The sequence below is a fragment of the Pseudomonas sp. efr-133-TYG-103a genome (assembly GCF_030209235.1).
In the GTDB taxonomy this organism is placed as follows: domain Bacteria; phylum Pseudomonadota; class Gammaproteobacteria; order Pseudomonadales; family Pseudomonadaceae; genus Aquipseudomonas.
The window spans coordinates 33,511-58,517 of record NZ_JARVSK010000005.1 but is presented as its reverse complement, the minus strand read 5'-3'; the positions used below and the strand labels follow the sequence as shown (position 1 = coordinate 58,517).

The window sequence follows — 25,007 nt, the reverse complement described above, 5'->3', positions numbered from 1 at the left end:
CGGCGTCTGTAACCCTTTGTGAAACTTTGACTACAAGATGTTCGTTACGCTTCATGAATAAAGCCATTTGAAAAAAGCTATTGCCTTTACTCAAAGTCGCTCGGTGCTTCGTAACCGCCCTTGAAACCCCGGCCCAGCAGGTACTGCTCACGGGACCGATCGCGGGAGGACAGAGGCTTGCGCATCTGTACCTTGTCGAACATCTTGCGAACCTCCTTGTGGTACACATCGAAGCCTTCACCCTGGAAGACCTTGATCAGAAAATCACCACCCGGACGCAGGACCCGACCCGCCAGGTCGAGCGCCAACTCACAAAGGAACATGGCGCGTGGCATATCCACAGCGCTCAATCCACTCATATTGGGGGCCATATCAGAAATCACAAGGTCTACTTGTGTATTACCGATCGCCGCCAGGATCTGCTTGAACACCTCATCTTCTGTGAAATCCCCTTGAATAAAGGTCACATCGGGGATGCTGTCCATTTCCAGAATGTCGGATGCGATCAGGCGACCTTGACCACCAATCAGACGACTGGTCACCTGAGACCAGCCACCGGGCGCCGCGCCGAGGTCGACCACAGTCATGCCCGGGCGGATCAGGCGGTCCTTTTCCTGAATCTCGAGAAGCTTGTAACTCGCTCGCGAGCGATAGCCATCCTTCTGCGCCTGTTTGACGAAAGGATCGTTGAAATGCTCTCTCAGCCAGTTATGGCTGCTCTTGGAACGCTGGGCCACGGGGCACCTCGATGATATGCGTCGTGATTAACTGGGCGGAGCCACGGGGCCTCGGGTAAAATGGCCACCAATTTTACAGAATCAGACGAAAAGGGTCAGATTATGCCGCTCAATAACGAGCAGAAGAAACAATACAAATCCATTGGACATGACCTGAAGCCGGTCCTGATGGTAGCTGGCAATGGCCTGAGCGAAGGCGTTCTGGCCGAGCTGGACCGCGCTTTGGTGGATCATGAACTGATCAAGGTTCAGATCAAGCTGGAAGACCGCGACGAGCGCCGCGCCGTGATCGAAGAACTGTGCAAGCAAGGGCGTGCGGAACTGGTGCAGACCATCGGCAAGATGGCGCTGATCTACCGCAAAAACCCACAGCCGAACAAACAGCTGTCCAACATACACCGCTACAAATAATGACGATACCCGTCAGCGGCGCGGTTTACGCGCCCTGACAGGAACCGACCGACGACAAGAAGCATCACTGCCGCCCCTTCCCGCCGAACCGGGTCGCCGGAAGCCATCCCAAGGGACGACCTCCGACACATCGATCAGATGTGCTTGACCTCGACAATCTCGTACTCGATCACACCGCTTGGCGTTTTCACAGCCACGACATCGCCTTCTTCTTTGGCGATCAGCGCGCGAGCGATCGGCGAGCCGACGGAGATCTTGCCCGACTTGATGTCCGCTTCATCTTCGCCAACGATTTGATAGGTCACGCTTTCGTCGGTTTCGACGTTGGCGATCTCTACCGTGGACCCGAAAATCACCTTGCCGGTGTGCGGAATCGTGGTGACGTCGATGATCACAGCATTCTGCATGCGGCCTTCGATGTCGCGGATACGCGCCTCGACCATGCCTTGCTCCTCGCGGGCAGCATGGTATTCGGCGTTCTCCTTCAAATCACCCAGCTCACGCGCTTCACCGATTGCCTGACTCAAGCGCGGACGCTCGACCTTGCTCAGGTGGTGCAGTTCTTCTTCCAGGGCGCGAGCGCCCTGAACGGTCATTGGATATTTGGTAATACTCATGCCTTCAATCCTGCATGTAGATCCTGCAAGCGGCGCACGGTCTTTTCAGGGCCGAACTTCAGCGCTTCACAGATGGCCTCGCCCGCAGCAATGGTCGTGGTGCAGTAGATCTTGTGCTGCAAGGCGTTGCGACGGATGGAGTAGGAATCCGCGATCGACTGGCGACCTTCGGTGGTGTTGATGATCAGCGTGACTTCGTCATTCTTGATCATGTCGACCACGTGAGGGCGACCCTCAGTCACCTTGTTGACGCGACGCACTTTCAGGCCGGCTGCCTCGATGAGGCGCGCGGTACCTGCGGTTGCAACGATTTCGAAACCCAGCTCGATCAGGTTGCGGGCAACGCCAGCCACCAGCGGCTTGTCGTCGTCACGCACGCTGATGAAAGCGGTTCCGCCGGTCGGCAGCACTTCGCTGGCGCCCATCTGGGCTTTGGCAAAGGCTTCGCCGAAGGTATCGCCGACACCCATGACTTCACCGGTGGACTTCATCTCCGGGCCGAGGATCGGGTCGACGCCAGGGAACTTGGCGAACGGGAAGACCGCCTCTTTCACGCTGTAGAAATTCGGAATGATTTCTTTGGTGAAGCCAAGCTCTTTCAGGGTTTTACCCGCCATGACGCGTGCTGCGATCATGGCCAGAGAGACACCGATGCACTTGGAAACGAACGGCACGGTGCGCGAGGCACGCGGGTTCACTTCGATGACGTAGATGTCTTCACCCTGCAGGGCCAGCTGCACGTTCATCAGGCCGACGACGCCGAGCTCGAGGGCCATTTTCTTGACCTGCTCACGCATCTCGTCCTGGATGTGCGCCGGCAGCGAGTACGGTGGCAGCGAGCATGCGGAGTCACCGGAGTGAACGCCTGCCTGCTCGATGTGCTGCATGATCGCGCCAATGACGACGTCAGTGCCGTCACATACGGCATCCACGTCCATTTCGATCGCGCAGTTGAGGAAGTGGTCCAGCAGCACCGGGCTGTCGTTGGACACTTGAACCGCTTCGCGCAGGTAGCGCTTGAGCTCTTCTTCTTCGTAGACGATTTCCATCGCACGGCCGCCCAGTACGTAGGACGGACGAACCACCAGCGGGTAACCGATTTTCGCTGCAGCGCGAATGGCTTCGTCTTCGCTGCGCACGGTGGCGTTAGGCGGCTGACGCAGGTTCAAGCGCTCGACCATTTGCTGGAAACGCTCACGGTCTTCGGCACGGTCGATGGCATCAGGGCTGGTGCCGATGATCGGCACGCCGGCCGCTTCAAGCGCACGCGCCAGTTTCAGAGGCGTCTGGCCGCCGTACTGGACGATCACGCCCTTCGGCTTCTCGACGCGAACGATCTCCAGTACGTCTTCAAGCGTCACCGGCTCGAAGTACAGACGGTCGGAGGTGTCGTAGTCGGTCGATACGGTTTCCGGGTTGCAGTTGACCATGATGGTCTCGTACCCGTCGTCACGCAGCGCCAGCGCGGCATGAACGCAGCAGTAGTCGAACTCGATGCCCTGGCCGATCCGGTTAGGACCGCCGCCCAGGATCATGATCTTGTCGCGCGTCGAAGGGTTGGCTTCGCACTCTTCTTCGTACGTCGAGTACATGTACGCGGTATCGGTCGCGAACTCTGCAGCGCAGGTGTCGACACGCTTGTAGACCGGGTAGATCTCAAGCTTGTGACGGTGCGTGCGCAGGTTTTTCTCGGTGACGCCCAGCAGCTTGGCCAGACGCGCATCGGAGAAGCCCTTGCGCTTGAGGCGGAACATCAGGTCGCGGTCGATTGCCGACAGGCCGAGGGTCTTGACCTTCTCTTCTTCCTTGATCAGATCTTCGATCTGCACCAGGAACCAAGGGTCGATCATGTTCATGTCGAAAATCTGCTCGACCGTCATGCCGGCGCGGAATGCGTCGGCGACGTACCAGATGCGCTCGGCGCCCGGAACGGTCAGCTCGCGCTTGAGGATGCTCATGCTTTCCGAGCTGCCCAGATCCAGCTTCGGATCAAGACCGCTGACGCCCACTTCCAGGCCACGCAGGGCTTTCTGCAGCGATTCCTGGAAGGTGCGGCCGATCGCCATGACTTCGCCGACCGACTTCATTTGCGTGGTCAGGCGCGCGTCGGCCTTCGAGAATTTCTCGAACGCGAAGCGAGGCAGTTTGGTGACGACGTAGTCGATGGACGGCTCGAAGGACGCCGGGGTCTTGCCGCCGGTGATGTCGTTCTGCAGTTCGTCCAGGGTGTAACCCACTGCCAGCTTGGCCGCGACCTTGGCGATCGGGAAGCCCGTGGCCTTGGAGGCCAGCGCCGAGGAACGGGAAACGCGCGGGTTCATCTCGATGACGACCATGCGGCCGGTGTCCGGGCAGATACCGAACTGCACGTTCGAGCCGCCGGTTTCAACGCCGATCTCGCGCAGGACCGCCAGCGAGGCGTTCCGCAGGATCTGGTATTCCTTGTCAGTCAGGGTCTGCGCAGGCGCGACAGTGATCGAGTCACCGGTGTGCACGCCCATCGGGTCGAAGTTTTCGATGGAGCAGACGATGATGCAGTTGTCCTTTTTGTCGCGGACAACTTCCATTTCATATTCTTTCCAGCCGATCAGCGATTCGTCGATCAGCAGCTCTTTGGTCGGCGACAGATCCAGACCGCGGGCGCAGATTTCTTCGAACTCTTCACGGTTGTAAGCGATGCCGCCACCGGTGCCGCCCATGGTGAAGGACGGACGGATGATGCACGGGAAGCCCAGCTTTTCGAGGACCGCGTTGGCCTCTTCCATGCTATGGGCGATACCCGAACGCGGGCACTCCAGGCCGATAGCCTTCATGGCCTTGTCGAAACGCGAGCGGTCTTCAGCCTTGTCGATGGTGTCGGCGTTGGCGCCGATCATTTCGACGCCGAACTTCTCCAGAACGCCTTCGCGCTCCAGGTCCAGCGCGCAATTCAGAGCCGTCTGGCCACCCATGGTAGGCAGCAGCGCGTCCGGGCGTTCCTTTTCGATGATCTTGGCGACGGTCGCCCATTTGATCGGCTCGATGTAGGTCGCGTCCGCCATGGCCGGGTCGGTCATGATGGTGGCCGGGTTGGAGTTGACCAGGATGACGCGGTAGCCCTCTTCGCGCAGGGCTTTACAGGCCTGGGCGCCGGAGTAGTCGAATTCACAGGCCTGGCCGATCACGATCGGGCCAGCGCCGAGAATCAGGATGCTTTTAATGTCTGTACGTTTTGGCATGGGTTGTCACTCGAATCCTATGTCAGTCGGCAAGCCGTCTTGAACATTCTCTGAGGTGCCGGGCGCGCGGCCGGACGTGTCCGGCGCGCCTCGTGCACCTGCTCGCTACAGTCGCAAGTCGCCGATCAGCGGCGCTTGGCCATGGCTGTGATGAAGCGATCAAACAGCGGCGCGACGTCGTTGGGGCCCGGGCTCGCCTCAGGGTGACCCTGGAAGCTGAACGCGTCCTTGTCGGTACGCTCGATGCCTTGCAGGGTACCGTCGAACAGCGATTTGTGGATCGCGCGCACGTTGCCTGGCAGGGTTGCTTCGTCGACCGCAAAACCGTGGTTCTGGCTGGTGATCATGACGACGCCGGAATCCAGATCCTGCACCGGGTGGTTGGCACCGTGGTGACCATGACCCATCTTGACGGTCTTGGCGCCGGACGCGAGGGCCAGCAGTTGATGACCCAGGCAAATGCCGAAGACCGGAATCTCGGTCTGCAGCACGTCCTTGATCGCCTGGATCGCGTAGTCGCAAGGCTCCGGATCGCCAGGGCCGTTGGACAGGAACACGCCGTCAGGGTTGAGGGCGAGCACTTCACTGGCCGGCGTCTGGGCGGGCACCACGGTCACGCGGCAGCCGCGCTCGACGAGCATGCGCAGGATGTTGGTCTTGACGCCGTAGTCGTAGGCCACGACGTTGTACGGCAGATCGCCCGCCGCCAATTCCGGATGACTGTCGGTCTTCAGGCTCCAGACGCTGGAGCGCCACTCGTAGGTTTCCTTGGTGCTGACTTCTTTGGCGAGGTCCATGCCTTTCAGGCCCGGGAAGCCGCGTGCTGCGGCGATGGCCGCTTCTTCCGAAATGTCGTCACCGGCCATGATGCAGCCGTTCTGCGCGCCTTTCTCACGCAGAATGCGGGTCAGGCGGCGCGTGTCGATGCCAGCGATGGCGACGACATTGTTGGCTTTCAGATAATCATCCAGGGACATCTTGTTGCGCCAGTTGCTCGCCACCAGAGGCAGGTCGCGAATGACCAGGCCCGCCGACCATACGCGGTCGGACTCGGCGTCTTCCGGCGTGGTGCCGGTGTTGCCGATGTGAGGGTAAGTCAGGGTGACGATTTGCTGGGCATAGGAAGGATCGGTAAGGATTTCCTGATAGCCGGTCATTGCGGTGTTGAACACCACCTCACCAACGGTCTGGCCGTCGGCTCCAATGGCTTCGCCGCGAAAAATGCTGCCATCAGCAAGGGCGAGTATGGCTGGCTTAGTCAAGAAGACCTCCCGTAATAAAGCCTGAAAGGGCGATCGCAGGTTGTAAAAAAGCGGAATGACGTATAGACACGTCACCCCGCTTTTTTCATCGAATTATCTGCGCGCTTTTAGTGGACACACTAAAGCTGTAGCTTACAGAAAAAGGCTTTTTTAATCCACCGCTAAAACGCCTTGAAGGCAGAGGAATGCGACAGGACATCGCGTAGCGGGTCAAAACTGCGGGCAGGATACAGGTAAAACACCTGTTCTGCCCGCATTGTTACGGGTTCAACTACACCAATCAGTGAAGCTCGAGCACGTCCCGCATGTCGTAAAGACCGGGGGATTTGGCATCGAGCCACAGCGCAGCGCGCACGGCGCCCTTGGCAAAGGTCATCCGGCTGGAGGCCTTGTGGGTGATCTCCAGGCGCTCGCCTTCTGCGGCGAACAGCACCGTGTGATCCCCCACCACGTCACCACCGCGCACCGTGGCAAAACCGATGGTGTCACGCTCGCGCACCCCGGTATGACCTTCACGTCCATAGACCGCTACCTGGCCCAGATCACGACCCAAAGTCCGCGCGATCACTTCACCCATGCTGACAGCCGTTCCCGAAGGCGCATCGACCTTGTTGCGGTGATGCGCTTCGATGATTTCGATGTCTGCGTCGTCACCCATCACCTTGGCCGCCATTTCCAGCAGCTTGAATGACAGGTTTACACCGACACTGAAATTGGACGCGAAGACGACGGGGATGTCTTTGCTGGCTTCCTGCAGCAGTTGCTTCTGCTCAGCGCTGAGGCCCGTGGTACCGATGACCATCGCCTTGCCGGCCTTGCGGCAGAAGGCGAGGTTTTTCAGCATCACCTCCGGCAGCGTGAAATCGATCAGCACATCGAACTCGTCCGCCACCTGCTCCAGGTTGCCGGTCAGCTGCACACCGATACGACCAATCGAAGCGAGCTCACCCGCATCGGCGCCGATCATCGTGCTGCCCGGACGAACGATCGCCGCGGTCAGCCCTGTCAGCGGCGCGCGCTCCTGAACGGCTTCGATCAGATGCTTGCCCATACGCCCGGCAGCGCCCATCACTGCAATACGTCGCATGCCCTGCTCCTCAGAGATCGCCGAAGAAACGCTTCACGCCTTCGAACCAGCCACTGGCCTTGGGCGAATGCGAGCTGTCGCCTTCCAGCGAGGCGCGGAACTCTTCGAGCAATTCACGCTGACGGCGACCCAGGTTGACTGGCGTCTCCACCGCAACGCGGCACATCAGGTCGCCCGCACCGCCGCCGCGCACAGGCGCAACGCCCTTGCCGCGCAGACGGAATTGCTTGCCGGTCTGGGTGCCTTCAGGGATTTTCAGTTTGACGCGGCCGTCCAGCGTCGGCACTTCAAGCTCGCCACCCAGCGCAGCGTCGGTAAAGCTGATCGGCACTTCGCAGTACAGGTGCTTGCCGTCGCGCTGGAAAATCGCGTGCTCGCGCACATTGATCACGACATACAGGTCGCCCGTCGGACCACCCTGCACGCCCGCCTCGCCTTCGCCCGACAGACGAATGCGATCACCCGTGTCGACGCCGGCCGGCACCTTGACCGACAACGTCTTGTATTCTTCGACGCGGCCTTCGCCGTGGCAGGAATCGCAAGGGTCGGAAATGATCTTGCCGTTGCCGTGGCAACGCGGGCAGGTCTGCTGAACGGAGAAGAAACCCTGCTGCATGCGAACCTGGCCAATGCCGCCGCAAGTCGGGCAAGTGACAGGCGAAGAGCCTTTTTTGGCGCCGCTGCCGTCACACGGTTTGCAGTTGACCAGCGTCGGCACGCGAATGCTGACGGTGGTGCCACGCACGGCTTCTTCGAGATTCAGTTCCAGGGTGTAGCGCAGGTCGCTGCCACGCTGGGCGCCGCCACGTCCGCCGCCGCCGGCACGGCCACCGCCGAAGAAGTCGCTGAAGACATCGCCGAAAATGTCGGAGAAGTTCGCGCCGCCGAAACCGGCACCGCCGCCGCCCATGCCCTGATCGACACCGGCATGACCATATTGATCATAAGCAGCACGTTTGCTGGCATCGGACAGCACTTCGTACGCTTCATTGGCTTCTTTGAACGCATCTTCCGAGGCCTTGTCGCCCGGGTTGCGGTCAGGGTGATACTTCATCGCGAGACGACGGTACGCCTTTTTAAGGTCCGCCTCGCTGGAGCCGCGCTCCACCCCCAATACTTCGTAATAGTCACGCTTTGACATAAGTTTTCTGCACTCTTGAGGACGCCCGGCATAACCCTCCTGAGTTTGCCGAACTCGTTGAGCCCCTTTCAGGCCCGGACCCAACTCACGTCAATTCAACGATCCTGGTCTTGGTTCAACGGCCTTCGATCGACCGAGGAAAGCGGCAGAACAAGCCGGATTGCAGGAGCATCCGCCTTTGCCACACAGCCCGCGAAGACACCTTCGCGCAGCTTGAAAATTCGGGTGTTCCAGACACGCCAACGCGGGAGCAAGCTCCCGCGCGGCGACATCCTACCAGCGACCGCTTGAAAGCGGTCAACCGGCGATCAAGTGAGCCTGCGCTTACTTGTTGTCTTTGACTTCTTCGAACTCAGCGTCGACGACGTCGTCAGCCTTGTGCTCTTCCTGAGCTGGCTGAGCACCGGCTTCAGGTTTTTCAGCCTGCTCGGCGTACATCTTCTGAGCGACCGGGGCGGAGACTTTCGACAGCTCTTCGACCTTGGCGTCGATGGCAGCCTTGTCGTCGCCTTTGACAGCAGCTTCCAGGGCAACCACAGCAGCTTCGATCGCGGTCTTCTCTTCTTCAGTGACCTTGTCACCTGCGTCAGCGACCATCTTGCGAGTCGAGTGAACCAGTGCATCACCCTGGTTACGGGCAGACGCCAGCTCTTCGAACTTCTTGTCCGCTTCCGAGTTCGCTTCAGCGTCGCGGATCATCTGCTGGATTTCTTCATCCGACAGACCCGAGTTGGCCTTGATTACGATCGATTGAGTCTTGCCAGTAGCCTTGTCTTTCGCGCCGACGTGCAGGATGCCGTTGGCGTCGATGTCGAAGGTCACTTCGATCTGAGGCACGCCACGTGGCGCTGGTGGAATCTCGGCCAGGTCGAACTTGCCCAGGGACTTGTTGGAAGCCGCCTGTTTGCGCTCACCTTGCAGCACGTGAATGGTCACGGCGCTCTGGTTGTCGTCGGCAGTCGAGAACACCTGCGATTTCTTGGTAGGAATCGTGGTGTTTTTCTCGATCAGCGCGGTCATCACGCCACCCATGGTTTCGATACCCAGGGTCAGCGGGCTGACGTCCAGCAGCAGAACGTCTTTCACGTCGCCGGCCAGTACCGCACCTTGAATTGCAGCACCCATGGCAACGGCTTCGTCAGGGTTGACGTCCTTGCGCGCTTCTTTACCGAAGAACTCGGTGACTTTCTGCTGAACCAGCGGCATACGGGTCTGACCGCCGACCAGAATCACGTCGTTGATCGCACCGATGTCGATACCGGAGTCTTTCAACGCAATGCGGCAAGGCTCGATGGTGCGGGCAACCAGGTCTTCAACCAGCGATTCCAGCTTGGCGCGGGAGATCTTCACGTTCAGGTGCTTCGGACCGGTGGCGTCTGCAGTGATGTACGGCAGGTTGACGTCGGTGGACTGGCTGGAAGACAGCTCGATCTTGGCTTTTTCAGCAGCTTCTTTCAGACGCTGCATCGCCAGCGGGTCACCTTTGAGGTTCATGCCGCTTTCTTTCTTGAATTCGTCAACGAGGTAGTCGATCAGACGAATGTCGAAGTCTTCACCACCCAGGAAGGTGTCGCCGTTGGTGGCCAACACTTCGAACTGGTGCTCGCCGTCGACTTCGGCGATTTCGATGACCGAAACGTCGAAAGTACCGCCACCCAGGTCATAAACGATGACAGTGTGGTCGCCTTTGGCTTTGTCCATACCGTAGGCCAGTGCGGCTGCGGTCGGTTCGTTGATGATACGTTTTACGTCCAGACCGGCGATGCGGCCGGCGTCTTTGGTGGCCTGACGCTGGCTGTCGTTGAAGTAGGCCGGAACGGTGATGACCGCTTCAGTCACAGGCTCACCGAGATAGTCTTCGGCGGTCTTTTTCATTTTCTTCAGGATTTCGGCGGAAATCTGAGGAGGCGACATCTTCTTGTCGTTGACCGAAACCCATGCGTCGCCGTTGTCAGCCTTGGCGATGGTGTAAGGCACCATCTTGATGTCTTTCTGCACGACTTCTTCGTCGAACTTACGGCCGATCAGACGCTTTACCGCGTACAGGGTGTTGTGCGGGTTGGTGACCGCCTGACGCTTGGCCGATTGACCGACCAGGGTTTCGCCGTCGTTGGCGTACGCGATGATCGAAGGGGTAGTACGCGCGCCTTCGGCGTTCTCGATAACCTTCGCTACACCGTTTTCCAGAACCGAGACGCAGGAGTTGGTGGTCCCCAGGTCGATACCGATAATCTTGCCCATGTTTTGACTCTCCCGAAACTTTGAATTTGGTTGCCGCAACTGCGTTTACAAATTGCGGTAATTCTTTAAACCATGGCCCTTAGATGGGGCCCGCTCAGCTGATTTCAAGCCTGCTCGTCAATTGACGGTGTAACAGGCGACGGTGCCTTGCTGACCACGACCATGGCCGGGCGCAGCAGACGACCGTTAAGCTGATAACCCTTCTGAAACACCTTCAGAACGCTGTTCGGCTCCACGTCCGCGCTTTCCTGCATCGCCATCGCCTGGTGATGCTCGGCGTTGAACGGCTGGCCGTGCGGGTCGATGGCTTCCAGATTGAAACGCTTGAGGGTGTCGTTGAACATTTTCAGCGTCAGCTCGATGCCTTCACGCATCGGGCGGATGCTCTCGTCATCCGGGTTGGACAGGTCCAGACCACGCTCCAGGCTGTCGATGATCGGCAGCAGGTCGCCGGCGAACTTCTCCAGCGCGAATTTGTGGGCTTTCTCTACGTCCTGTTCTGCACGGCGGCGGACGTTCTGCAGATCCGCAGCGACACGCAGGGACTGGTCCTGCGCTGCAGCCAGTTGCTCTTCCAGCACTTGCACACGAGTTGCCAAATCCTCACCGGAGGTCGCCGCGTCGCCAGCCTGATCCTGAGCCTGCGTGTCCGGGTTCTGTTCGTCAGCCATAGTTCTCTCCTTCTAATTACGTCCGTGAGCTCAACTCACGCTTCTGCCCGGCTATATGGGGCCGTAATTTTCGGCTTCAAGGGGTTTCGATGCAGGATGAGGCGAATGACCTTACAAATTTTCCGCCATGGCCGGATTTTCCTGCACGGCCGGGCGCAGGCGCCGCACTTGAACACAAAACACACAACCGCCCGTCAAATCGAGCCAGACCGGGGCATTGTCAGGCTTGAGCGAAACACTGTATAAATAACCAGACAAATCGTTTGGGAGCCGCCCTTATGCTGGTGCACCTGTCCATACATAACTACGCCATCGTTGAACACCTCGATCTGGAACTCGATCGGGGCATGAGCGTGATCACCGGCGAAACCGGTGCCGGTAAATCGATCATGCTCGACGCACTGGGCCTGACCCTGGGCGACAGAGCCGACAGCGGCGTGGTGAGACCGGGGGCCGACAAGGCAGACATTCTGGCGACCTTCGATGTGTCGGACATTCCCGAAGCCAGCGCGTGGCTGAAAGAGCGCGACCTGGAAACAGACGGTCCGTGCATATTGCGTCGCGTGATCACGGCCGAGGGCCGCTCGCGTGCCTACATAAACGGTACCCCCTGCCCGCAGGGCGATCTGAAGGCATTGGGTGAGCTGATCATCGACATTCACAGCCAGCACGAGCATCAGTCGCTGCTCAAGACCGATACGCATCGGCGATTGCTGGATGAGTACGCGGGCGCCACCGATCTGGCCCGCCAGGTTCAACTGGCCGCGCAGCGCTGGCGTCAGACGCGTCAGGAGCTTGAACGCCTGGCCAACTCGGGCGACGAACAGCGCGCAAAGCATCAGCTGTTGAGCTACCAGCTCGAAGAACTCGAAAGCCTGAGCCTGGGCGAAAACGAACTCGAGCATCTGGAACAAGAGCAAACCACCCTGACCAACGCCGAAAGCTTGCTCGGTATCTGCCGGCAGGTCGTCGAACTGTGCAGCGAAAGCGACTCAGGCAACGCTCTGAATGCGCTGACGGCCAGCCTCAACCGGCTCACCAGCGTGAACAACTCGCCGGATGCGCTGAACGAGGCGACCAATCTGCTCTCCAGCGCACAGATTCAGGTCGAGGAAGCCGTGGGCGAGATCAATCGCTTCCTCGATCGTTTCGAAGCAGATCCGGCCCGCCTGCAACAGATCGAAGAACGGCTCGACACCATCTACACGCTGGCGCGCAAACACCGCGTGCAGCCGAGCGAAGTGCCTGCGCTGCATCAGAAGTTGCTCGACGAAATCGAAACGCTCAACGCCAACGATGAAGCCGTCGAACGCCTGCAGCATGAGCTGGGATCCTACGCACGGCATTATCAGGAAAAAGCCCGCGAGCTGAGCGATCTGCGTCATCGCGCGGCGCCTGAACTCGCGCATTCGGTTGAACACGAAATCCAGCGACTGGGCATGCCCGGCGGACGCTTCAATATCGAGCTCAAGGAGAACGTCGACAAAGAATTGTCCCCGCACGGCCTCGAGCAAGTGGAACTGTTGGTCAGCGCCAACCCCGGTCAGCCGCTCAAGGCATTGGCGAAAGTGGCGTCGGGCGGTGAGCTGTCGAGGATCAGTCTGGCCATTCAGGTCATCACGGCCCAAACCTCGCGCATCCCGACACTGGTGTTCGACGAAGTGGACGTCGGCATCGGCGGGCCAACGGCCGAAATCGTCGGCCAGCTGCTGCGGCGCCTTGGCGAGCGCGGCCAGGTCATGACGGTGACGCATTTGCCTCAGGTAGCAGCGCAAGGGCATCAGCATCTGTTCGTGCACAAGGTCCGCGAAAACGATGCGACCCGAACGGCTGTTTCGAAACTCAGCAAAAACGAGCGCGTCGAAGAGGTGGCGCGGATGCTGGGCGGGATCGACCTGACCAAGGAGTCCCTGGCTCACGCGAAGAAGATGGTTGTGGCAGCGAAATCCTGACCATCTTTCAGAAACGACAAAGGCGACCCGAGGGTCGCCTTTGTCTTGCTACAGAAAAAGACTCACGCCTGTTTCTTGCGCACGTAGAGCACCAGATTGTGGTCCACCAGCTCGAAGCCGTGTTCGGCCACAATTTGTTTCTGAAGCTCTTCGATTCCTTTATGAAAGAATTCGATCACCTCACCGGAATCCACATTGACCATGTGGTCGTGGTGGCCTCCGTCGGCGAGTTCGAATACGGCATGACCGCCGTCGAAGTTGTGGCGAACCACCAACCCGGCTGCTTCGAACTGAGTCAAAACACGGTAAACCGTTGCCAGACCGACGTCTTCGTTGGCCTCCATAAGCGCCTTGTAGACGTCCTCCGCGCTCATGTGGCGCTGCTCTGCAGAATCGAGCATTTGAAGGATCTTGACCCGCGGCAGGGTCACTTTAAGTCCAGCTTTGCGTAGTTCGCTATTTTCAACCATGGTCAGCTTTCTCGCAGACGCTGCTTCGCAGCTTCTCTTAATGCAGGTATGATCGGGGTTTACGTTGTCCCAGCCAAGATAGTGGAAGTCGCCCACCGATGCAAAACACCAAGCTCTTGCTAACCAGTTTCACCTTCGTGGGACTGCTCGCACTCGCCGGTTGTTCATTCCCCGGGGTTTATAAAATCGACATCCAACAGGGCAATGTCGTCACGCAGGACATGATAGACCAGTTACGCCCCGGAATGACCCGTCGGCAAGTAAGGTTTATCATGGGCAACCCCTTGTTGACCGACACTTTTCACCCTGAACGCTGGGACTACCTGTACAGCTTGCAGCCCGGTGGCGGTGAGCGTCAGCAGGAGCGCATCAGCCTGATCTTCAATGGTAGCGATCAACTGGCCAGCCTGTCCGGTGACTTCAAACCCGGCGTGAGCCGTGACGAAGCCATCCTCGGCAAAGGCAGCGATACCAACGCAACGCCCGAAAACAAAGGCGATCAGCCTCAGAGGGAAGAGCCGCCGAAGCCTGGCTCCCTGCTTGAGCAGATCCAGAATGACGTCGACAAGGTCGAAACAGTGCCGGTCCCAACCCAGGAACCGCTGGACACCAGCCCGCGCTGATCGACAGTTTCCGCGTCATTTGAGCTGCACAAAAAAGCCCGGCAATGCCGGGCTTTTTGTTGCTCCTCAATCGAGCCGATGAAAAACTTAAATCGGCCTCTGCGCCTTTTGCACCTTTGCCGCCTTTTCGGCGCGCAGGCGACGCACCTCTTTCGGGTCTGCCAGCAACGGACGATAAATCTCGATCCTGTCGCCCGGCTCGAGCATGCGCTGCGCCGGATCGCTCACCACTTTTCCGAAAATCCCCAGCGGGCAGTCAGCACGTTCAAGCTCAGGGAAGTGCCGGGCAACTCCTGAGGCCTCAACCGCTGCGCGTACAGTCGTCCCGGTGGGCACATCGAGCTTGAGCAGCACCTGCCGATCCACAGCTGCATACACCACTTCGACGCTGATCATGTCAGCTGCCATGCAGCTCTTTGGCTCGCTGGCAAAATGCATCGACCAGCGTGTTGGCGGCCTGGTTGAACAGCGGCCCCAGCGTCGCCCGCACGATAGGTCCGGAGTAATCGAACGAGAGATCGAGGCTGATTTTACAGGCCTTCTCGTTCAACGCCTTGAACGTCCAGACGCCATGCAGCTGACTGAACGGACCCTCCTCCAGATTCATCTCGATGGTCTGGCCCGGCGTCAGCGTATTGCGCGTGACGAAGTGCTGACTCAAACCACCCTTGGCCACCTCGACCCGCGCGCGCATCGCGTTATCGCTCTGTTCCAGCACCGTGGCGCCGGAGCACCAGGGCAGAAACTCCGAGTAGCGACTCACGTCGTTGACCAGGTCGTAGAGAGCCTGTGCGGGGTATGGCAACAGGGCCGAACGTTGAATATGCGTAGTCATGTCAGCGTCATTTCCAAAGCTGAGCGGCAAAGACAATCACGATGCCGATCGGCGCCACATAGCGCATCAAAAAGAACGTCAAAGCGAACAGGACCGGACTGCGTACGGACAATTCGTCACGTACCGCGGCGCGTCCCATCACCCAACCTGCGAAGATCACAAAACACAATCCACCCAGCGGCAACATGATCCGCGAGGTGAAGAAATCAATCACGCCAAAGAAATCCAGCCCCGACGTCGCTCCCCACTGGTAGAGATGAAACGCGCCGCCTTCGTTCACGAAAAATTTGGCCTGCTTCCAGATGTTGAACGAGAAAACCGTCCCCAGCCCCACGAACCAGCAGATGAACGACAGCCAGAACGTGACCCAGCCGCGACGTACTTTCGTGCGCTCCACCAGGTACGCAACCATCGGCTCGAGCAGGGAAATCGCGGAGCTCCACGCTGCCACAGCGACGAGGATGAAGAACACCACACCCATGACTGTACCGAACGCTACGTTACCAAATGCATAGGGCAAGGTGACGAACATCAGGCCAGGGCCTTCGCTCGGGTTCAGGCCTGCCGCAAAGACGATCGGAAACAGCGCAAGCCCTGCCAGCAGTGAGACAAAGGTGTCGAGCAACGCCACGCCGACCACGGTCGCACTGATCGACGCCTCTTTGGTCATGTACGCGCCGTAGATCATGATGGAACCCACGCCGACACTCAGCGAAAAGAACGCATGACCCATCGCCGGCAGCAGGCCGTCGAGCAACTTCTCCGGCGTGAAGTCGAACATGAAATGCAGGCCTTCCATGAAGTGCCCGGTGGTGAGGCTGTAGCCCAGCAATATCACCATCAGCACGAACAACAGCGGCATGAGGATGCGCAGACTGCGCTCGAGCCCCGCGTTGACGCCCTTGGCGATGGTGATTGCCGAGAGCAGCATGAACAGCGTATGCCAGCCCACCAGACGCCACGGATCGGCGATCATTTTGCCAAAGAACCCGCCAACGCCCTCGGGCGTCACGCCCTGAAAATCACCCTTGCCGACATCGATGATGTACTCGAGCGACCAGCCGCCCACGACGCTATAAAAAGAAAGAATCAGCAGCGCCGTGATCATCCCGGCGAACGCGCCCCAGGACCACTTCGGCGAATGACCGGCCTCGACAGCAAGCGCCCTCAGTGCGTTGGCGGGGCTTTGCCGGGCGCGACGACCGATCAATGTTTCGGCAATCATGACCGGAATGCCGATCAGCGCGATGCACGCCAGGAACACCAGCACGAACGCGCCGCCGCCATAGACGCCGACCATATAGGGAAATTTCCATATGCTTCCCAGGCCCACGGCCGAGCCGGTGGCCGCCAGAATGAACACCCAGCGACTCGCCCAACTCCCATGAACCGAAACCTTGTCCGTTGACATCGTCGACACGTCCAGCACGCAAAAAAGATCGCGCATTGTCCGGGATTCACTCTGCGTGCTCAAGCACAGTGCTCAAGCATCGCCGAGCCCGTAGCCGAGAGCACCGTTGATCCCTATAATGCGTCGCCTATGGCTAAGCTCAAGAAACATCCCACAGGGACCATCGCGCAAAATAAAAAGGCGCGTCACGATTACTTCATCGAACACAAGTTCGAGGCCGGTCTGGTCCTGGCTGGCTGGGAAGTAAAAAGCCTGCGTGCCAACAAGGTGCAGCTGGTGGACAGTTACGTGCTGCTCAAGGACGGTGAGGCCTGGCTGATGGGTAGCCATATCACGCCGTTGACGACAGCCAGTACCCACGTCATCGCTGACCCGACACGCACCCGTAAACTGCTGCTCAACAAGCGCGAGCTGGAAAGGCTCAACGCTGCCGTTGCCCAGAAAGGTTATACCGCTGTCGCCCTCGCGCTTTACTGGAAGGCGCACTTGATCAAGTGCGAAATCGCTCTGGGTAAAGGCAAGAAGGAATACGACAAGCGCGATACCGAGCGCGAGCGCGACTCCAATCGCGAGCTGCAACGCGCGGTGCGTAACAAGGGCAAGGAAGACTGATTCTTTCGTTCTTCTAAGGTCTGCGCCAGACCTGTAGGGGCGCGCTTGCCCGCGATTGCAGGGTGTCAGACGATCAATACGTCACTGACTCACCAACATCTCAGGCAAGCGCGCTTCTACTGGTAGCCGTTATCGATCAGATCCCGTTGCGCCGCTCGGCGCGCGCAGTGCGCTGTACCTGCTGACGCACTTCCTCAAGCACCTCCTGCACGTACAGCAAATGACGGCTGGATACCTCACGCGCGTCATCGGCACGCCCCTCGATGATCGCCAGATACAGCTCACGATGCTGATTGATCAGCATGTCTCGGGTCTCCGCGCGCTGTTTGTACATCCCGCCGATGTTGGTGACGACGTTGCGCCGCAGCAAGTCGAACAGTCCGCGAATCGTGTGCAAGAGCACTGCGTTGTGACTGGCTTCGGCGATGGCGAGGTGGAAGTTCGCGTCAGCCGCGCCCTCCTCCGCTCGGCTCACTTCATCCACCCGGCTGTAGCAATCCTGCAGGGCATCGAACGCCTCGCGTAACCGCAAGCGGTCAACGTCGGTTGCGCGAATGGCGGCGTAATACGCGCAGGAGGCTTCGAGGGTGTGACGGAATTCCAGAAGGTCGCGCTGCGCCTCGGGGCTGCTTTCCAAAAGGTGCATCAATGGATCGCTGAAGGTCGAGCCCAGATTTTCCACGACATAGTTGCCGCCGCCCTGGCGACTGACCAACAGCCCCTTGGCGGTGAGTTTCTGGATAGCTTCGCGCAACGAAGGACGCGACACACCGAACTGCTCGGCAAGCGCACGCTCGGCGGGCAGACGTCCGCCAGCCCTCAGCGTGCCCTCAAGGATCATCCTCTCAAGCTGTTCGACAATGTCGTCAGACAAGCGGCGCTGACGCACCTGATCAAAGCCCATACCCCTCGCTCCACATCCACAACCGGCTTCCCCCGCCACGGCTGCGGGGGCGCTTATTCTCGCTGATTGTGGTCAGACATTCACCCGGCAGATGGAGGACAAACTACCGTTTCAGGCAAAACCGACGCTTAGTACTACAAAAGTTTTGGCGCCTTAAATTGACACACCAATGCCAAGGCTTTTAACCTAGCGACAAGACATTGTAAATTGGTATTACCAATTTATTGATGCCGGCGACTGGCGGTCATCCACTGCGTTCGCCGCAGGCATTTCGCGACGGCGTAATACCTGAGCTGGTGAGCTGTGCGACTCGTTCGTCAGCGCCGGCAGGACGACAGGAAAGCAGTTGTCCCCTGCGGGAGCAGCGCACGTAAGACATGCACACCGGGCCTAACCAAAAACAATTAGGGGCCTCCTACATGCAAACCTGGCAACAGCTCTACACACCTCTGGGCAGCCTGAGCCTTTCGGCACTCGCTGCAGTCATCCCGATCGTTTTCTTCTTCCTCGCACTGGCGGTATTCCGGCTCAAAGGGCACGTTGCAGGCGCTGTCACCCTGCTGTTGGCTGTGCTGATCGCCATCTTCGCTTTCCAGATGCCAGCCGACATGGCCATCGCGTCAGCGGTCTACGGTTTTCTGTACGGGCTGTGGCCCATTGCGTGGATCATCATTGCGGCGGTCTTCCTGTACAAACTGACGGTAAAGAGCGGCCAGTTCGAAATCATCCGCAGCTCGGTCATGTCGATCACTGACGACCAACGCCTTCAGGTGTTGCTGATCGGCTTCTGCTTCGGTGCGTTTCTTGAGGGTGCGGCAGGCTTCGGCGCGCCGGTTGCCATTACCGCAGCGCTGCTCGTCGGTCTGGGGCTGAACCCGCTTTATGCGGCAGGGCTGTGTCTGATTGCCAACACCGCGCCCGTGGCGTTTGGCGCGCTGGGCATTCCGATCATCGTCGCCGGCCAGGTGTCCGGCATCGACGCGTTCAAGATCGGCGCGATGGCGGGTCGGCAGTTGCCGCTGCTTTCGGTGTTCGTGCCGTTCTGGCTGATGTTCATGATGGATGGCGTGAAGGGCGTGAAAGAGACCTGGCCTGCGGCGCTTGTCGCCGGCGGCAGCTTCGCCATCGTGCAGTTCCTGACGTCCAACTACATTGGCCCGGAACTGCCGGACATTACCTCGGCGCTGGTCAGCCTCTTGTCCCTGACCTTCTTCCTGAAGGTGTGGCAACCGGCTCGTGCGGCCGACATGCAAGTGGCCAGCGCCGGTGGCGGCGCAGTGGTGATGGGCGGCGGCCCTGGCGGTTTCGGCCAGCCTCGTACGACCAAGAAATCGCCTTACTCCGCAGGCACGATCATCAAAGCCTGGTCGCCCTTCCTGATCCTGACGGTCATCGTGACGATCTGGACATTGAAGCCCTTCAAGGCGCTGTTCGCAGCCGGCGGGCCCTTGCAGTCGCTGACCATGAACTTCCCGGTGCCGCATCTGGATCAACTGGTGATGAAGGGCGCGCCGATTGTCGCCAACGCGACCGCCATGCCCGCCGTCTACAAGTTCGATCTGCTCGCAGCGTCGGGCAGCGCGATTCTCGTGTCGGCGATTCTGGCGATGATCGTCCTGCGAATTGGCTTCAAAACGGGTCTTAGCACTTTCAAGGAAACCCTGATCGAGCTGCGCTGGGCGATTGTCTCCATCGGCATGGTGCTGGCCTTCGCGTTCGTCATGAACTACTCGGGCATGTCGTCGACGCTGGCGCTGGTATTGGCCGGTACAGGTTCAGCGTTCCCGTTCTTCTCGCCGTTCCTTGGCTGGCTGGGCGTATTCCTGACCGGTTCTGACACATCGTCCAACGCCCTGTTCGGCTCGCTGCAGGCGACCACCGCGCATCAACTGGGCGTCAGCGACGTGCTGATGGTGGCCGCGAACTCCAGCGGTGGCGTGACGGGCAAGATGATTTCGCCGCAATCGATCGCCGTCGCCTGCGCTGCGACGGGTCTGGTGGGCAAGGAATCCGACCTGTTCCGCTTCACCCTCAAACACAGCATTTTCTTCGCCGCGATCGTCGGCTGCGTCACCTACGCACAAGCGTATTGGTTCACCGGCATGCTGGTGCACTAACGAGACGAGGGCCGGGTGCGCCGCTGCGCGCCCGGCCGCTGTCCCCGCTCACTCTACGTTGCGAGACCTCATGATCATTTCCTCCTCGACCGACTATCGCGCCGCCGCGCAACGCAAGTTGCCGCCTTTCCTGTTTCACTACGCCGACGGTGGCGCGTACGCCGAGCACACGCTGCGCCACAACGTCTCGGACCTGGCCAGCATCGCCCTGCGCCAGCGGGTCCTGAAGAACATGTCCGAGCTCAGTCTGGAGACCCGGCTGTTCGACGAAACCCTGAGCATGCCCGTCGCACTTGCGCCCGTCGGCCTATGCGGAATGTACGCGCGCAGAGGCGAAGTGCAGGCGGCGCGCGCGGCGTCTGCCAAAGGCATTCCGTTCACACTGTCCACCGTTTCGCTGTGCCCCATCGAAGAAGTCGCCCCGGCCATTGACCGGCCGATGTGGTTTCAGCTGTACGTGCTCAAGGATCGCGGCTTCATGCGCAATGCGCTGGAGCGCGCCAAGGCTGCGGGTGTGAAGACGCTGATTTTCACGGTCGACATGCCCGTGCCCGGCGCCCGTTACCGCGACGCCCACTCAGGCATGAGCGGCAAGAACGGCCCGATTCGTCGCGTGCTGCAGGCCATGACCCATCCGCAATGGGCCTGGGACGTCGGCGTCAACGGTCGCCCCCATGACCTCGGCAACATTTCCACGTATCGCGGCAACCCCACGGGCCTGGCGGACTACATCGGCTGGCTGGGCGCGAATTTCGACCCGTCCATTTCCTGGAAGGACCTTGAGTGGATTCGTGAATTCTGGGACGGACCGATGCTGATCAAAGGCATCCTCGACCCCGATGACGCCCGCGACGCGGTTAAATTCGGCGCTGATGGCATCGTCGTGTCCAACCATGGCGGCCGTCAGCTCGACGGCGTGCTGTCCAGTGCTCGCGCCCTGCCAGCCATCGCCGATGCGGTGAAGGGCGACCTGAAGATCCTCGCGGACTCCGGCGTCCGCAGCGGTCTGGATGTGGTGCGCATGATTGCGCTGGGCGCCGATACCGTGTTGATCGGTCGTGCGTTCATTTATGCCCTCGCGACCCATGGCGAGGCTGGCGTGAAGAATCTGCTCGATCTGTTCGAGAAAGAAATGCGCGTGGCCATGGTGCTGACCGGCGCCAAGACAATCAGCGAGATCAGCCGCGAGTCGCTGGTTCGTGAGTCGTTGGCCAGCAACACAGGCGCCTGAAAGCGCCCCTTCGTTACGCACGCGGCACGTCAGATGCCGCGGCGCCCCCGAGAAACACTGATGAGGAAGAACGCATGAGCCTGCCCGCCTCCTTCCTGGCCGATGTGAAGCGTCTGATTCCCGTACAACGTCGTTTCGACGACCCGCTCTCGACCCTCGCGTTTGGGACCGACGCCAGCTTTTACCGGTTGATTCCCAAGCTGGTAGTGCGCGTCGAATCCGAAGACGAAGTCGTTGCGCTGCTCAAGTGCGCCCAGGCTGACAAGGTGCCGGTGACTTTCCGCGCCGCCGGCACCAGCCTCTCGGGGCAAGCCATCAGCGATTCGGTGCTGATCGTGCTGGGGGATAACTGGAACGGCCGCGAGATTCGCGAGCACGGCACGCAAATTCGCCTGCAACCGGGCGTAATCGGCGCTCAGGCGAACGTCTGGCTCGCGCCTTTCGGTCGCAAACTGGGGCCGGATCCGGCGTCGATCAACGCCGCGAAGATCGGCGGCATCGTGGCCAACAACTCGAGCGGCATGTGTTGCGGAACCGCGCAAAACACGTATCACACCCTCGCGGGGATGCGCATCGTGCTGGCCGACGGCACGCGCATCGACACAGAAGATGCAGGCAGCGTCGCCGCCTTCCGAAAAAGCCATGGGCCGCTGCTTGATCAACTGGCGCAACTGGGACACGAGACGCGCGCCAATGCCGAACTGGCCGCAAAGATTCGCCACAAATACCGTCTGAAAAACACCACCGGGTTGTCTCTCAACGCCCTGGTCGATTTCGATGATCCGCTGGACATCCTCAGCCACCTGCTCGTCGGCTCCGAAGGCACGCTCGGTTTCATCAGCGCCGTCACCTATGACACCGTGCTGGACCACGCCAACAAAGCCTCGGCGCTGATCGTGTTTCCTGATGTCGAGACCTGCTGCAATGCCGTGACCGTCCTGAAAAGCCAGCCCGTCGCCGCTGTCGAACTGCTCGACCGCCGCAGCATGCGCTCGGTGGAGAACAAGCCCGGCATGCCGTCGTTCGTGCGCGAGCTGTCGGACAACGCCTGCGCGCTGCTGATCGAAGCCCGCGCCGCCAGTCAGCCGTTACTGCACGAGCAACTGGCGCAGATCATGGCGTCGATTGCGCACTTCCCGGTCGATCAGCGGATCGATTTCACTGAAGCCTCCACCGAGAACGCCCGCCTCTGGGCCATCCGCAAAGACATGTTCCCGGCCGTGGGCGCGGTCCGGGAAACCGGCACGACGGTGATCATCGAAGACGTGCTGTTCCCCATCGAGCAGCTGGCGATCGGCGTGCGGCGCCTGATTCAACTGTTCGAAAAACATCACTATGACGAAGCCATCCTGTTCGGCCACGCGCTGGAGGGCAATCTGCACTTCGTCTTCACGCAGGGCTTCAATGACCCGACGGAAATCGCTCGCTATTCAGCGTTCATTGACGACGTCACTCAACTGGTGGCGGTCGAGTTCAATGGCTCGCTCAAGGCCGAACACGGCACAGGCCGCAACATGGCGCCTTTCGTTGAACTGGAATGGGGCCGCGATGCGTATCAATTGATGTGGGCCCTCAAACGGCTGCTCGATCCCAGCGGCATTCTCAATCCCGATGTGGTGCTGAGCGAAGATCCGCACATCCACCTCAAGCACCTGAAACCGCTGCCCGCCGCCGACGCGATTGTCGACAAGTGCATCGAGTGCGGTTTCTGCGAGCCGGTGTGCCCTTCCAAAGGCCTGACACTGAGCCCGCGCCAGCGCATCGTGATCTGGCGGGACATTCAGGCGAAGAAACGCGCAGGCGAGGATACCCGCGAGCTGGAGCGCGACTATCACTACCAGGGCATCGAAACCTGCGCGGCCACCGGGCTGTGCGCGCAGCGTTGTCCGGTGGGCATCAACACCGGCGAACTGGTGAAAAAACTGCGTGGCCAGGAAGCGACTCATGGCAAAACCGCAGGCTGGCTCGCGCACCACTTCACGACTGCGTTACAAGGCGCGCGCTTTACCCTGCACGCCGCCAACGGCGCGCGCATGCTGCTGGGCGCTCCAAGGCTGACGCGAATTTCCGCAGCGCTCAGCAAAGCTTCATCGGGTCGAGTGCCGCAGTGGACGCCAGCCATGCCTCAGCCGGAAAACGCGATTCGCTTCACCCCGCCTATCGAAGATCAGCGCCCGCGGGTGGTGTACCTGGCGGCCTGCGTGTCGCGCGTGATGGGGCCTGCCGCGGGTGATCATGAACAGATGTCGCTGATGGACAAAACCCGAGGCTTGCTGGAAAAAGCGGGCTATCAGGTAGTGTTTCCCGACGACCAGGACAGCCTCTGCTGCGGCCAGCCGTTCGCGTCCAAAGGCTACGCCGAGCATGCCGAAGAAAAGCGCCAGCAACTGCTGGCAGCACTGACCAAAGCCAGTCGCGGCGGGCTCGATCCGATCTACTGCGACACCAGCCCTTGTACGTTGCGGCTGGTTCAGGACCTCAAACCGTCGCAGCTGGATCTCTACGATCCGGTGCGATTCATACGCACGCACCTGCTCGACAAACTCGTGTTCACGCCGCAACAGGAGGCCATCGCCGTGCACGTCACCTGCAGCACTCAGCACCTGGGCGAAAGCCAGGCGCTGATCGAGCTGGCGAGGCTGTGCAGCGTCAACGTGGTCATTCCCGAAGGCATCCATTGCTGTGGGTTTGCCGGAGATAAAGGTTTCACCACGCCGGAGCTGAACGCTCACTCGCTGCGCGCGCTTAAAGACGCCGTGCAGTACTGCAGCGAAGGCATTTCAACCAGCAGAACGTGTGAGATCGGCCTCACCCAGCATGGTGGCATCGACTACCATGGACTGGTCTATCTGGTAGACCGGGTCACTCGACCAAGAACCGCTTGATGCACACAAATGGGGCAATAATTGCCCCATTTCGCCGAAACATACTGCAACATGGCTTTTTCCCACCATTCGCAAAATAAATAGAACCCCTGCGGTAGCGAACAGTCCATCTCTTTAAGCGCCACAACTCGCTGGCGCTTATTCCTCTATCTCGGACATCGGCCTGACACCCCGGCCCTACCGAGTCCACAGGCTCAAGGAGATACACATGAAGCGCACAGCACTGACTGGACTGTTTCTTACCGCTGCACTGTTGGGTTCCCCGGTATTCGCCGCTGATGACCTGTGCGGTGCAAACCTGCAGACGCTGAAGGATGCTCACACTTCGACCAGCACCAACATGAGTGCAGACTCCAAAGAGGAGCTGGAGAAGACCATCGCCAGCGCCACCGCTGCACAGAAGGCTGGCAATGACAAGGAATGCATCGAGCTGACCACCAAGGAAATCACCTCGCTGAAAACCGGCGGTGACGGTTCCGACGGCGGCAACGCCAAGTAAGTGCCGCAGACACGATAGCCAGCCTCCGGGCTGGCTGGGTGACGCGACACGAGGCGCGGAGTCGACGTATCTCATTGATTCGG

General features: G+C 59.8%; 21 protein-coding genes. 8 read left to right on the top strand and 13 right to left on the bottom strand.

The window, feature by feature from the left end; all coding sequences use genetic code 11:
* Nucleotides 1-86: 86 nt before the first annotated feature.
* On the bottom strand, nucleotides 87-737 hold the full coding sequence (gene rlmE, locus QRN36_RS04500; protein WP_093464329.1) for a 23S rRNA (uridine(2552)-2'-O)-methyltransferase RlmE: 651 nt from the start codon (nucleotides 735-737) through the stop codon (nucleotides 87-89).
* A gap of 102 nt (nucleotides 738-839) precedes the next feature.
* Here rlmE and yhbY point away from each other — a divergent pair, with 102 nt between their 5' ends.
* Nucleotides 840-1,148 carry a ribosome assembly RNA-binding protein YhbY gene (gene yhbY, locus QRN36_RS04495; protein ID WP_093465544.1) on the top strand — a complete coding sequence of 103 codons (309 nt, stop codon included), beginning with the start codon at nucleotides 840-842 and terminating at the stop codon, nucleotides 1,146-1,148.
* Nucleotides 1,149-1,282: 134 nt separating this feature from the next.
* On the opposite strand, the gene greA is transcribed toward yhbY, so the two are convergent.
* The 7 genes from greA to grpE form a co-directional block, all read right to left on the bottom strand.
* Nucleotides 1,283-1,759: a transcription elongation factor GreA gene (greA, locus tag QRN36_RS04490; RefSeq protein ID WP_093465547.1), complete on the bottom strand. Its 477-nt coding sequence runs from the start codon at nucleotides 1,757-1,759 to the stop codon at nucleotides 1,283-1,285.
* Between the two features lie 2 nt (nucleotides 1,760-1,761).
* A complete protein-coding gene (carB, locus tag QRN36_RS04485) occupies nucleotides 1,762-4,983 on the bottom strand; it encodes a carbamoyl-phosphate synthase large subunit (protein ID WP_093464332.1) in 3,222 nt (1,073 codons plus the stop codon).
* A gap of 125 nt (nucleotides 4,984-5,108) precedes the next feature.
* The gene (gene carA, locus QRN36_RS04480; protein ID WP_093464335.1) at nucleotides 5,109-6,245 is read right to left on the bottom strand and encodes a glutamine-hydrolyzing carbamoyl-phosphate synthase small subunit; all 1,137 of its coding nucleotides are present in this window, start codon (nucleotides 6,243-6,245) and stop codon (nucleotides 5,109-5,111) included.
* A gap of 280 nt (nucleotides 6,246-6,525) precedes the next feature.
* Nucleotides 6,526-7,332, bottom strand: a complete 807-nt coding sequence (gene dapB, locus QRN36_RS04475; RefSeq protein ID WP_285422981.1) for a 4-hydroxy-tetrahydrodipicolinate reductase — start codon at nucleotides 7,330-7,332, stop codon at nucleotides 6,526-6,528.
* A gap of 10 nt (nucleotides 7,333-7,342) precedes the next feature.
* Nucleotides 7,343-8,473: a molecular chaperone DnaJ gene (gene dnaJ / locus QRN36_RS04470; protein ID WP_074756386.1), complete on the bottom strand. Its 1,131-nt coding sequence runs from the start codon at nucleotides 8,471-8,473 to the stop codon at nucleotides 7,343-7,345.
* A 324-nt stretch (nucleotides 8,474-8,797) separates the two neighbouring features.
* On the bottom strand, nucleotides 8,798-10,753 hold the full coding sequence (gene dnaK / locus QRN36_RS04465) for a molecular chaperone DnaK (protein WP_285422980.1): 1,956 nt from the start codon (nucleotides 10,751-10,753) through the stop codon (nucleotides 8,798-8,800).
* A 65-nt stretch (nucleotides 10,754-10,818) separates the two neighbouring features.
* Nucleotides 10,819-11,385 carry a nucleotide exchange factor GrpE gene (gene grpE, locus QRN36_RS04460; protein WP_093464346.1) on the bottom strand — a complete coding sequence of 189 codons (567 nt, stop codon included), beginning with the start codon at nucleotides 11,383-11,385 and terminating at the stop codon, nucleotides 10,819-10,821.
* Nucleotides 11,386-11,663: 278 nt separating this feature from the next.
* Between grpE and recN the strand changes: the two genes are divergently transcribed.
* Nucleotides 11,664-13,337, top strand: a complete 1,674-nt coding sequence (gene recN / locus QRN36_RS04455) for a DNA repair protein RecN (RefSeq protein ID WP_285422979.1) — start codon at nucleotides 11,664-11,666, stop codon at nucleotides 13,335-13,337.
* Nucleotides 13,338-13,399: 62 nt separating this feature from the next.
* On the opposite strand, the gene fur is transcribed toward recN, so the two are convergent.
* Complete coding sequence (gene fur, locus QRN36_RS04450) at nucleotides 13,400-13,807, bottom strand: ferric iron uptake transcriptional regulator (RefSeq protein ID WP_093464352.1); 408 nt, start codon at nucleotides 13,805-13,807, stop codon at nucleotides 13,400-13,402.
* A gap of 98 nt (nucleotides 13,808-13,905) precedes the next feature.
* Here fur and QRN36_RS04445 point away from each other — a divergent pair, with 98 nt between their 5' ends.
* Nucleotides 13,906-14,430: an outer membrane protein assembly factor BamE gene (locus QRN36_RS04445; RefSeq protein ID WP_285422978.1), complete on the top strand. Its 525-nt coding sequence runs from the start codon at nucleotides 13,906-13,908 to the stop codon at nucleotides 14,428-14,430.
* Between the two features lie 87 nt (nucleotides 14,431-14,517).
* Here QRN36_RS04445 and QRN36_RS04440 read toward each other — a convergent pair whose 3' ends face one another.
* From QRN36_RS04440 to QRN36_RS04430, 3 genes are read right to left on the bottom strand one after another with little or no spacing between them, the layout of a single operon-like run.
* Nucleotides 14,518-14,838 carry an RnfH family protein gene (locus tag QRN36_RS04440; protein WP_285422977.1) on the bottom strand — a complete coding sequence of 107 codons (321 nt, stop codon included), beginning with the start codon at nucleotides 14,836-14,838 and terminating at the stop codon, nucleotides 14,518-14,520.
* Nucleotides 14,828-15,265 carry a type II toxin-antitoxin system RatA family toxin gene (locus QRN36_RS04435; protein WP_093464361.1) on the bottom strand — a complete coding sequence of 146 codons (438 nt, stop codon included), beginning with the start codon at nucleotides 15,263-15,265 and terminating at the stop codon, nucleotides 14,828-14,830. The genes QRN36_RS04440 and QRN36_RS04435 overlap by 11 nt, the downstream gene beginning before the upstream one ends.
* 7 nt (nucleotides 15,266-15,272) lie before the next feature.
* A complete protein-coding gene (locus tag QRN36_RS04430; RefSeq protein WP_285423034.1) occupies nucleotides 15,273-16,676 on the bottom strand; it encodes a sodium-dependent transporter in 1,404 nt (467 codons plus the stop codon).
* 129 nt (nucleotides 16,677-16,805) lie between these two features.
* Here QRN36_RS04430 and smpB point away from each other — a divergent pair, with 129 nt between their 5' ends.
* Nucleotides 16,806-17,288 carry an SsrA-binding protein SmpB gene (smpB, locus tag QRN36_RS04425; protein WP_062389795.1) on the top strand — a complete coding sequence of 161 codons (483 nt, stop codon included), beginning with the start codon at nucleotides 16,806-16,808 and terminating at the stop codon, nucleotides 17,286-17,288.
* Nucleotides 17,289-17,424: 136 nt separating this feature from the next.
* Here the strand turns inward: smpB and QRN36_RS04420 are convergent, their stop codons facing one another.
* On the bottom strand, nucleotides 17,425-18,192 hold the full coding sequence (locus tag QRN36_RS04420; protein WP_285422976.1) for a GntR family transcriptional regulator: 768 nt from the start codon (nucleotides 18,190-18,192) through the stop codon (nucleotides 17,425-17,427).
* Nucleotides 18,193-18,611: 419 nt separating this feature from the next.
* Between QRN36_RS04420 and QRN36_RS04415 the strand changes: the two genes are divergently transcribed.
* The 4 genes from QRN36_RS04415 to QRN36_RS04400 all read left to right on the top strand — a co-directional run bounded on the left by QRN36_RS04415 (nucleotide 18,612) and on the right by QRN36_RS04400 (nucleotide 24,924).
* Nucleotides 18,612-20,309, top strand: coding sequence for a lactate permease LctP family transporter (locus QRN36_RS04415; protein ID WP_285422975.1), 1,698 nt, complete (start codon nucleotides 18,612-18,614; stop codon nucleotides 20,307-20,309).
* Nucleotides 20,310-20,379: 70 nt separating this feature from the next.
* The gene (gene lldD, locus QRN36_RS04410) at nucleotides 20,380-21,540 is read left to right on the top strand and encodes an FMN-dependent L-lactate dehydrogenase LldD (RefSeq protein ID WP_285422974.1); all 1,161 of its coding nucleotides are present in this window, start codon (nucleotides 20,380-20,382) and stop codon (nucleotides 21,538-21,540) included.
* 74 nt (nucleotides 21,541-21,614) lie between these two features.
* Nucleotides 21,615-24,425, top strand: a complete 2,811-nt coding sequence (locus QRN36_RS04405; protein WP_285422973.1) for an FAD-binding and (Fe-S)-binding domain-containing protein — start codon at nucleotides 21,615-21,617, stop codon at nucleotides 24,423-24,425.
* Between the two features lie 208 nt (nucleotides 24,426-24,633).
* Nucleotides 24,634-24,924, top strand: a complete 291-nt coding sequence (locus tag QRN36_RS04400; RefSeq protein WP_093464370.1) for a hypothetical protein — start codon at nucleotides 24,634-24,636, stop codon at nucleotides 24,922-24,924.
* Nucleotides 24,925-25,007: the final 83 nt, after the last annotated feature.

What these genes read in the sequence shown, in the direction of transcription:
- QRN36_RS04405 (WP_285422973.1), top strand. Translation starts at nt 21,615, where the DNA reads ATGAGCCTGCCCGCCTCCTTCCTGGCCGATGTGAAGCGTCTGATTCCC.
- grpE (WP_093464346.1), bottom strand. Translation starts at nt 11,385, where the DNA reads ATGGCTGACGAACAGAACCCGGACACGCAGGCTCAGGATCAGGCTGGC.
- QRN36_RS04400 (WP_093464370.1), top strand. Translation starts at nt 24,634, where the DNA reads ATGAAGCGCACAGCACTGACTGGACTGTTTCTTACCGCTGCACTGTTG.
- QRN36_RS04420 (WP_285422976.1), bottom strand. Translation starts at nt 18,192, where the DNA reads ATGGGCTTTGATCAGGTGCGTCAGCGCCGCTTGTCTGACGACATTGTC.
- dnaJ (WP_074756386.1), bottom strand. Translation starts at nt 8,473, where the DNA reads ATGTCAAAGCGTGACTATTACGAAGTATTGGGGGTGGAGCGCGGCTCC.
- QRN36_RS04430 (WP_285423034.1), bottom strand. Translation starts at nt 16,676, where the DNA reads ATGTCAACGGACAAGGTTTCGGTTCATGGGAGTTGGGCGAGTCGCTGG.
- QRN36_RS04445 (WP_285422978.1), top strand. Translation starts at nt 13,906, where the DNA reads ATGCAAAACACCAAGCTCTTGCTAACCAGTTTCACCTTCGTGGGACTG.
- dapB (WP_285422981.1), bottom strand. Translation starts at nt 7,332, where the DNA reads ATGCGACGTATTGCAGTGATGGGCGCTGCCGGGCGTATGGGCAAGCAT.
- QRN36_RS04440 (WP_285422977.1), bottom strand. Translation starts at nt 14,838, where the DNA reads ATGGCAGCTGACATGATCAGCGTCGAAGTGGTGTATGCAGCTGTGGAT.
- carB (WP_093464332.1), bottom strand. Translation starts at nt 4,983, where the DNA reads ATGCCAAAACGTACAGACATTAAAAGCATCCTGATTCTCGGCGCTGGC.
- lldD (WP_285422974.1), top strand. Translation starts at nt 20,380, where the DNA reads ATGATCATTTCCTCCTCGACCGACTATCGCGCCGCCGCGCAACGCAAG.
- smpB (WP_062389795.1), top strand. Translation starts at nt 16,806, where the DNA reads ATGGCTAAGCTCAAGAAACATCCCACAGGGACCATCGCGCAAAATAAA.
- QRN36_RS04435 (WP_093464361.1), bottom strand. Translation starts at nt 15,265, where the DNA reads ATGACTACGCATATTCAACGTTCGGCCCTGTTGCCATACCCCGCACAG.
- QRN36_RS04415 (WP_285422975.1), top strand. Translation starts at nt 18,612, where the DNA reads ATGCAAACCTGGCAACAGCTCTACACACCTCTGGGCAGCCTGAGCCTT.
- yhbY (WP_093465544.1), top strand. Translation starts at nt 840, where the DNA reads ATGCCGCTCAATAACGAGCAGAAGAAACAATACAAATCCATTGGACAT.
- fur (WP_093464352.1), bottom strand. Translation starts at nt 13,807, where the DNA reads ATGGTTGAAAATAGCGAACTACGCAAAGCTGGACTTAAAGTGACCCTG.
- recN (WP_285422979.1), top strand. Translation starts at nt 11,664, where the DNA reads ATGCTGGTGCACCTGTCCATACATAACTACGCCATCGTTGAACACCTC.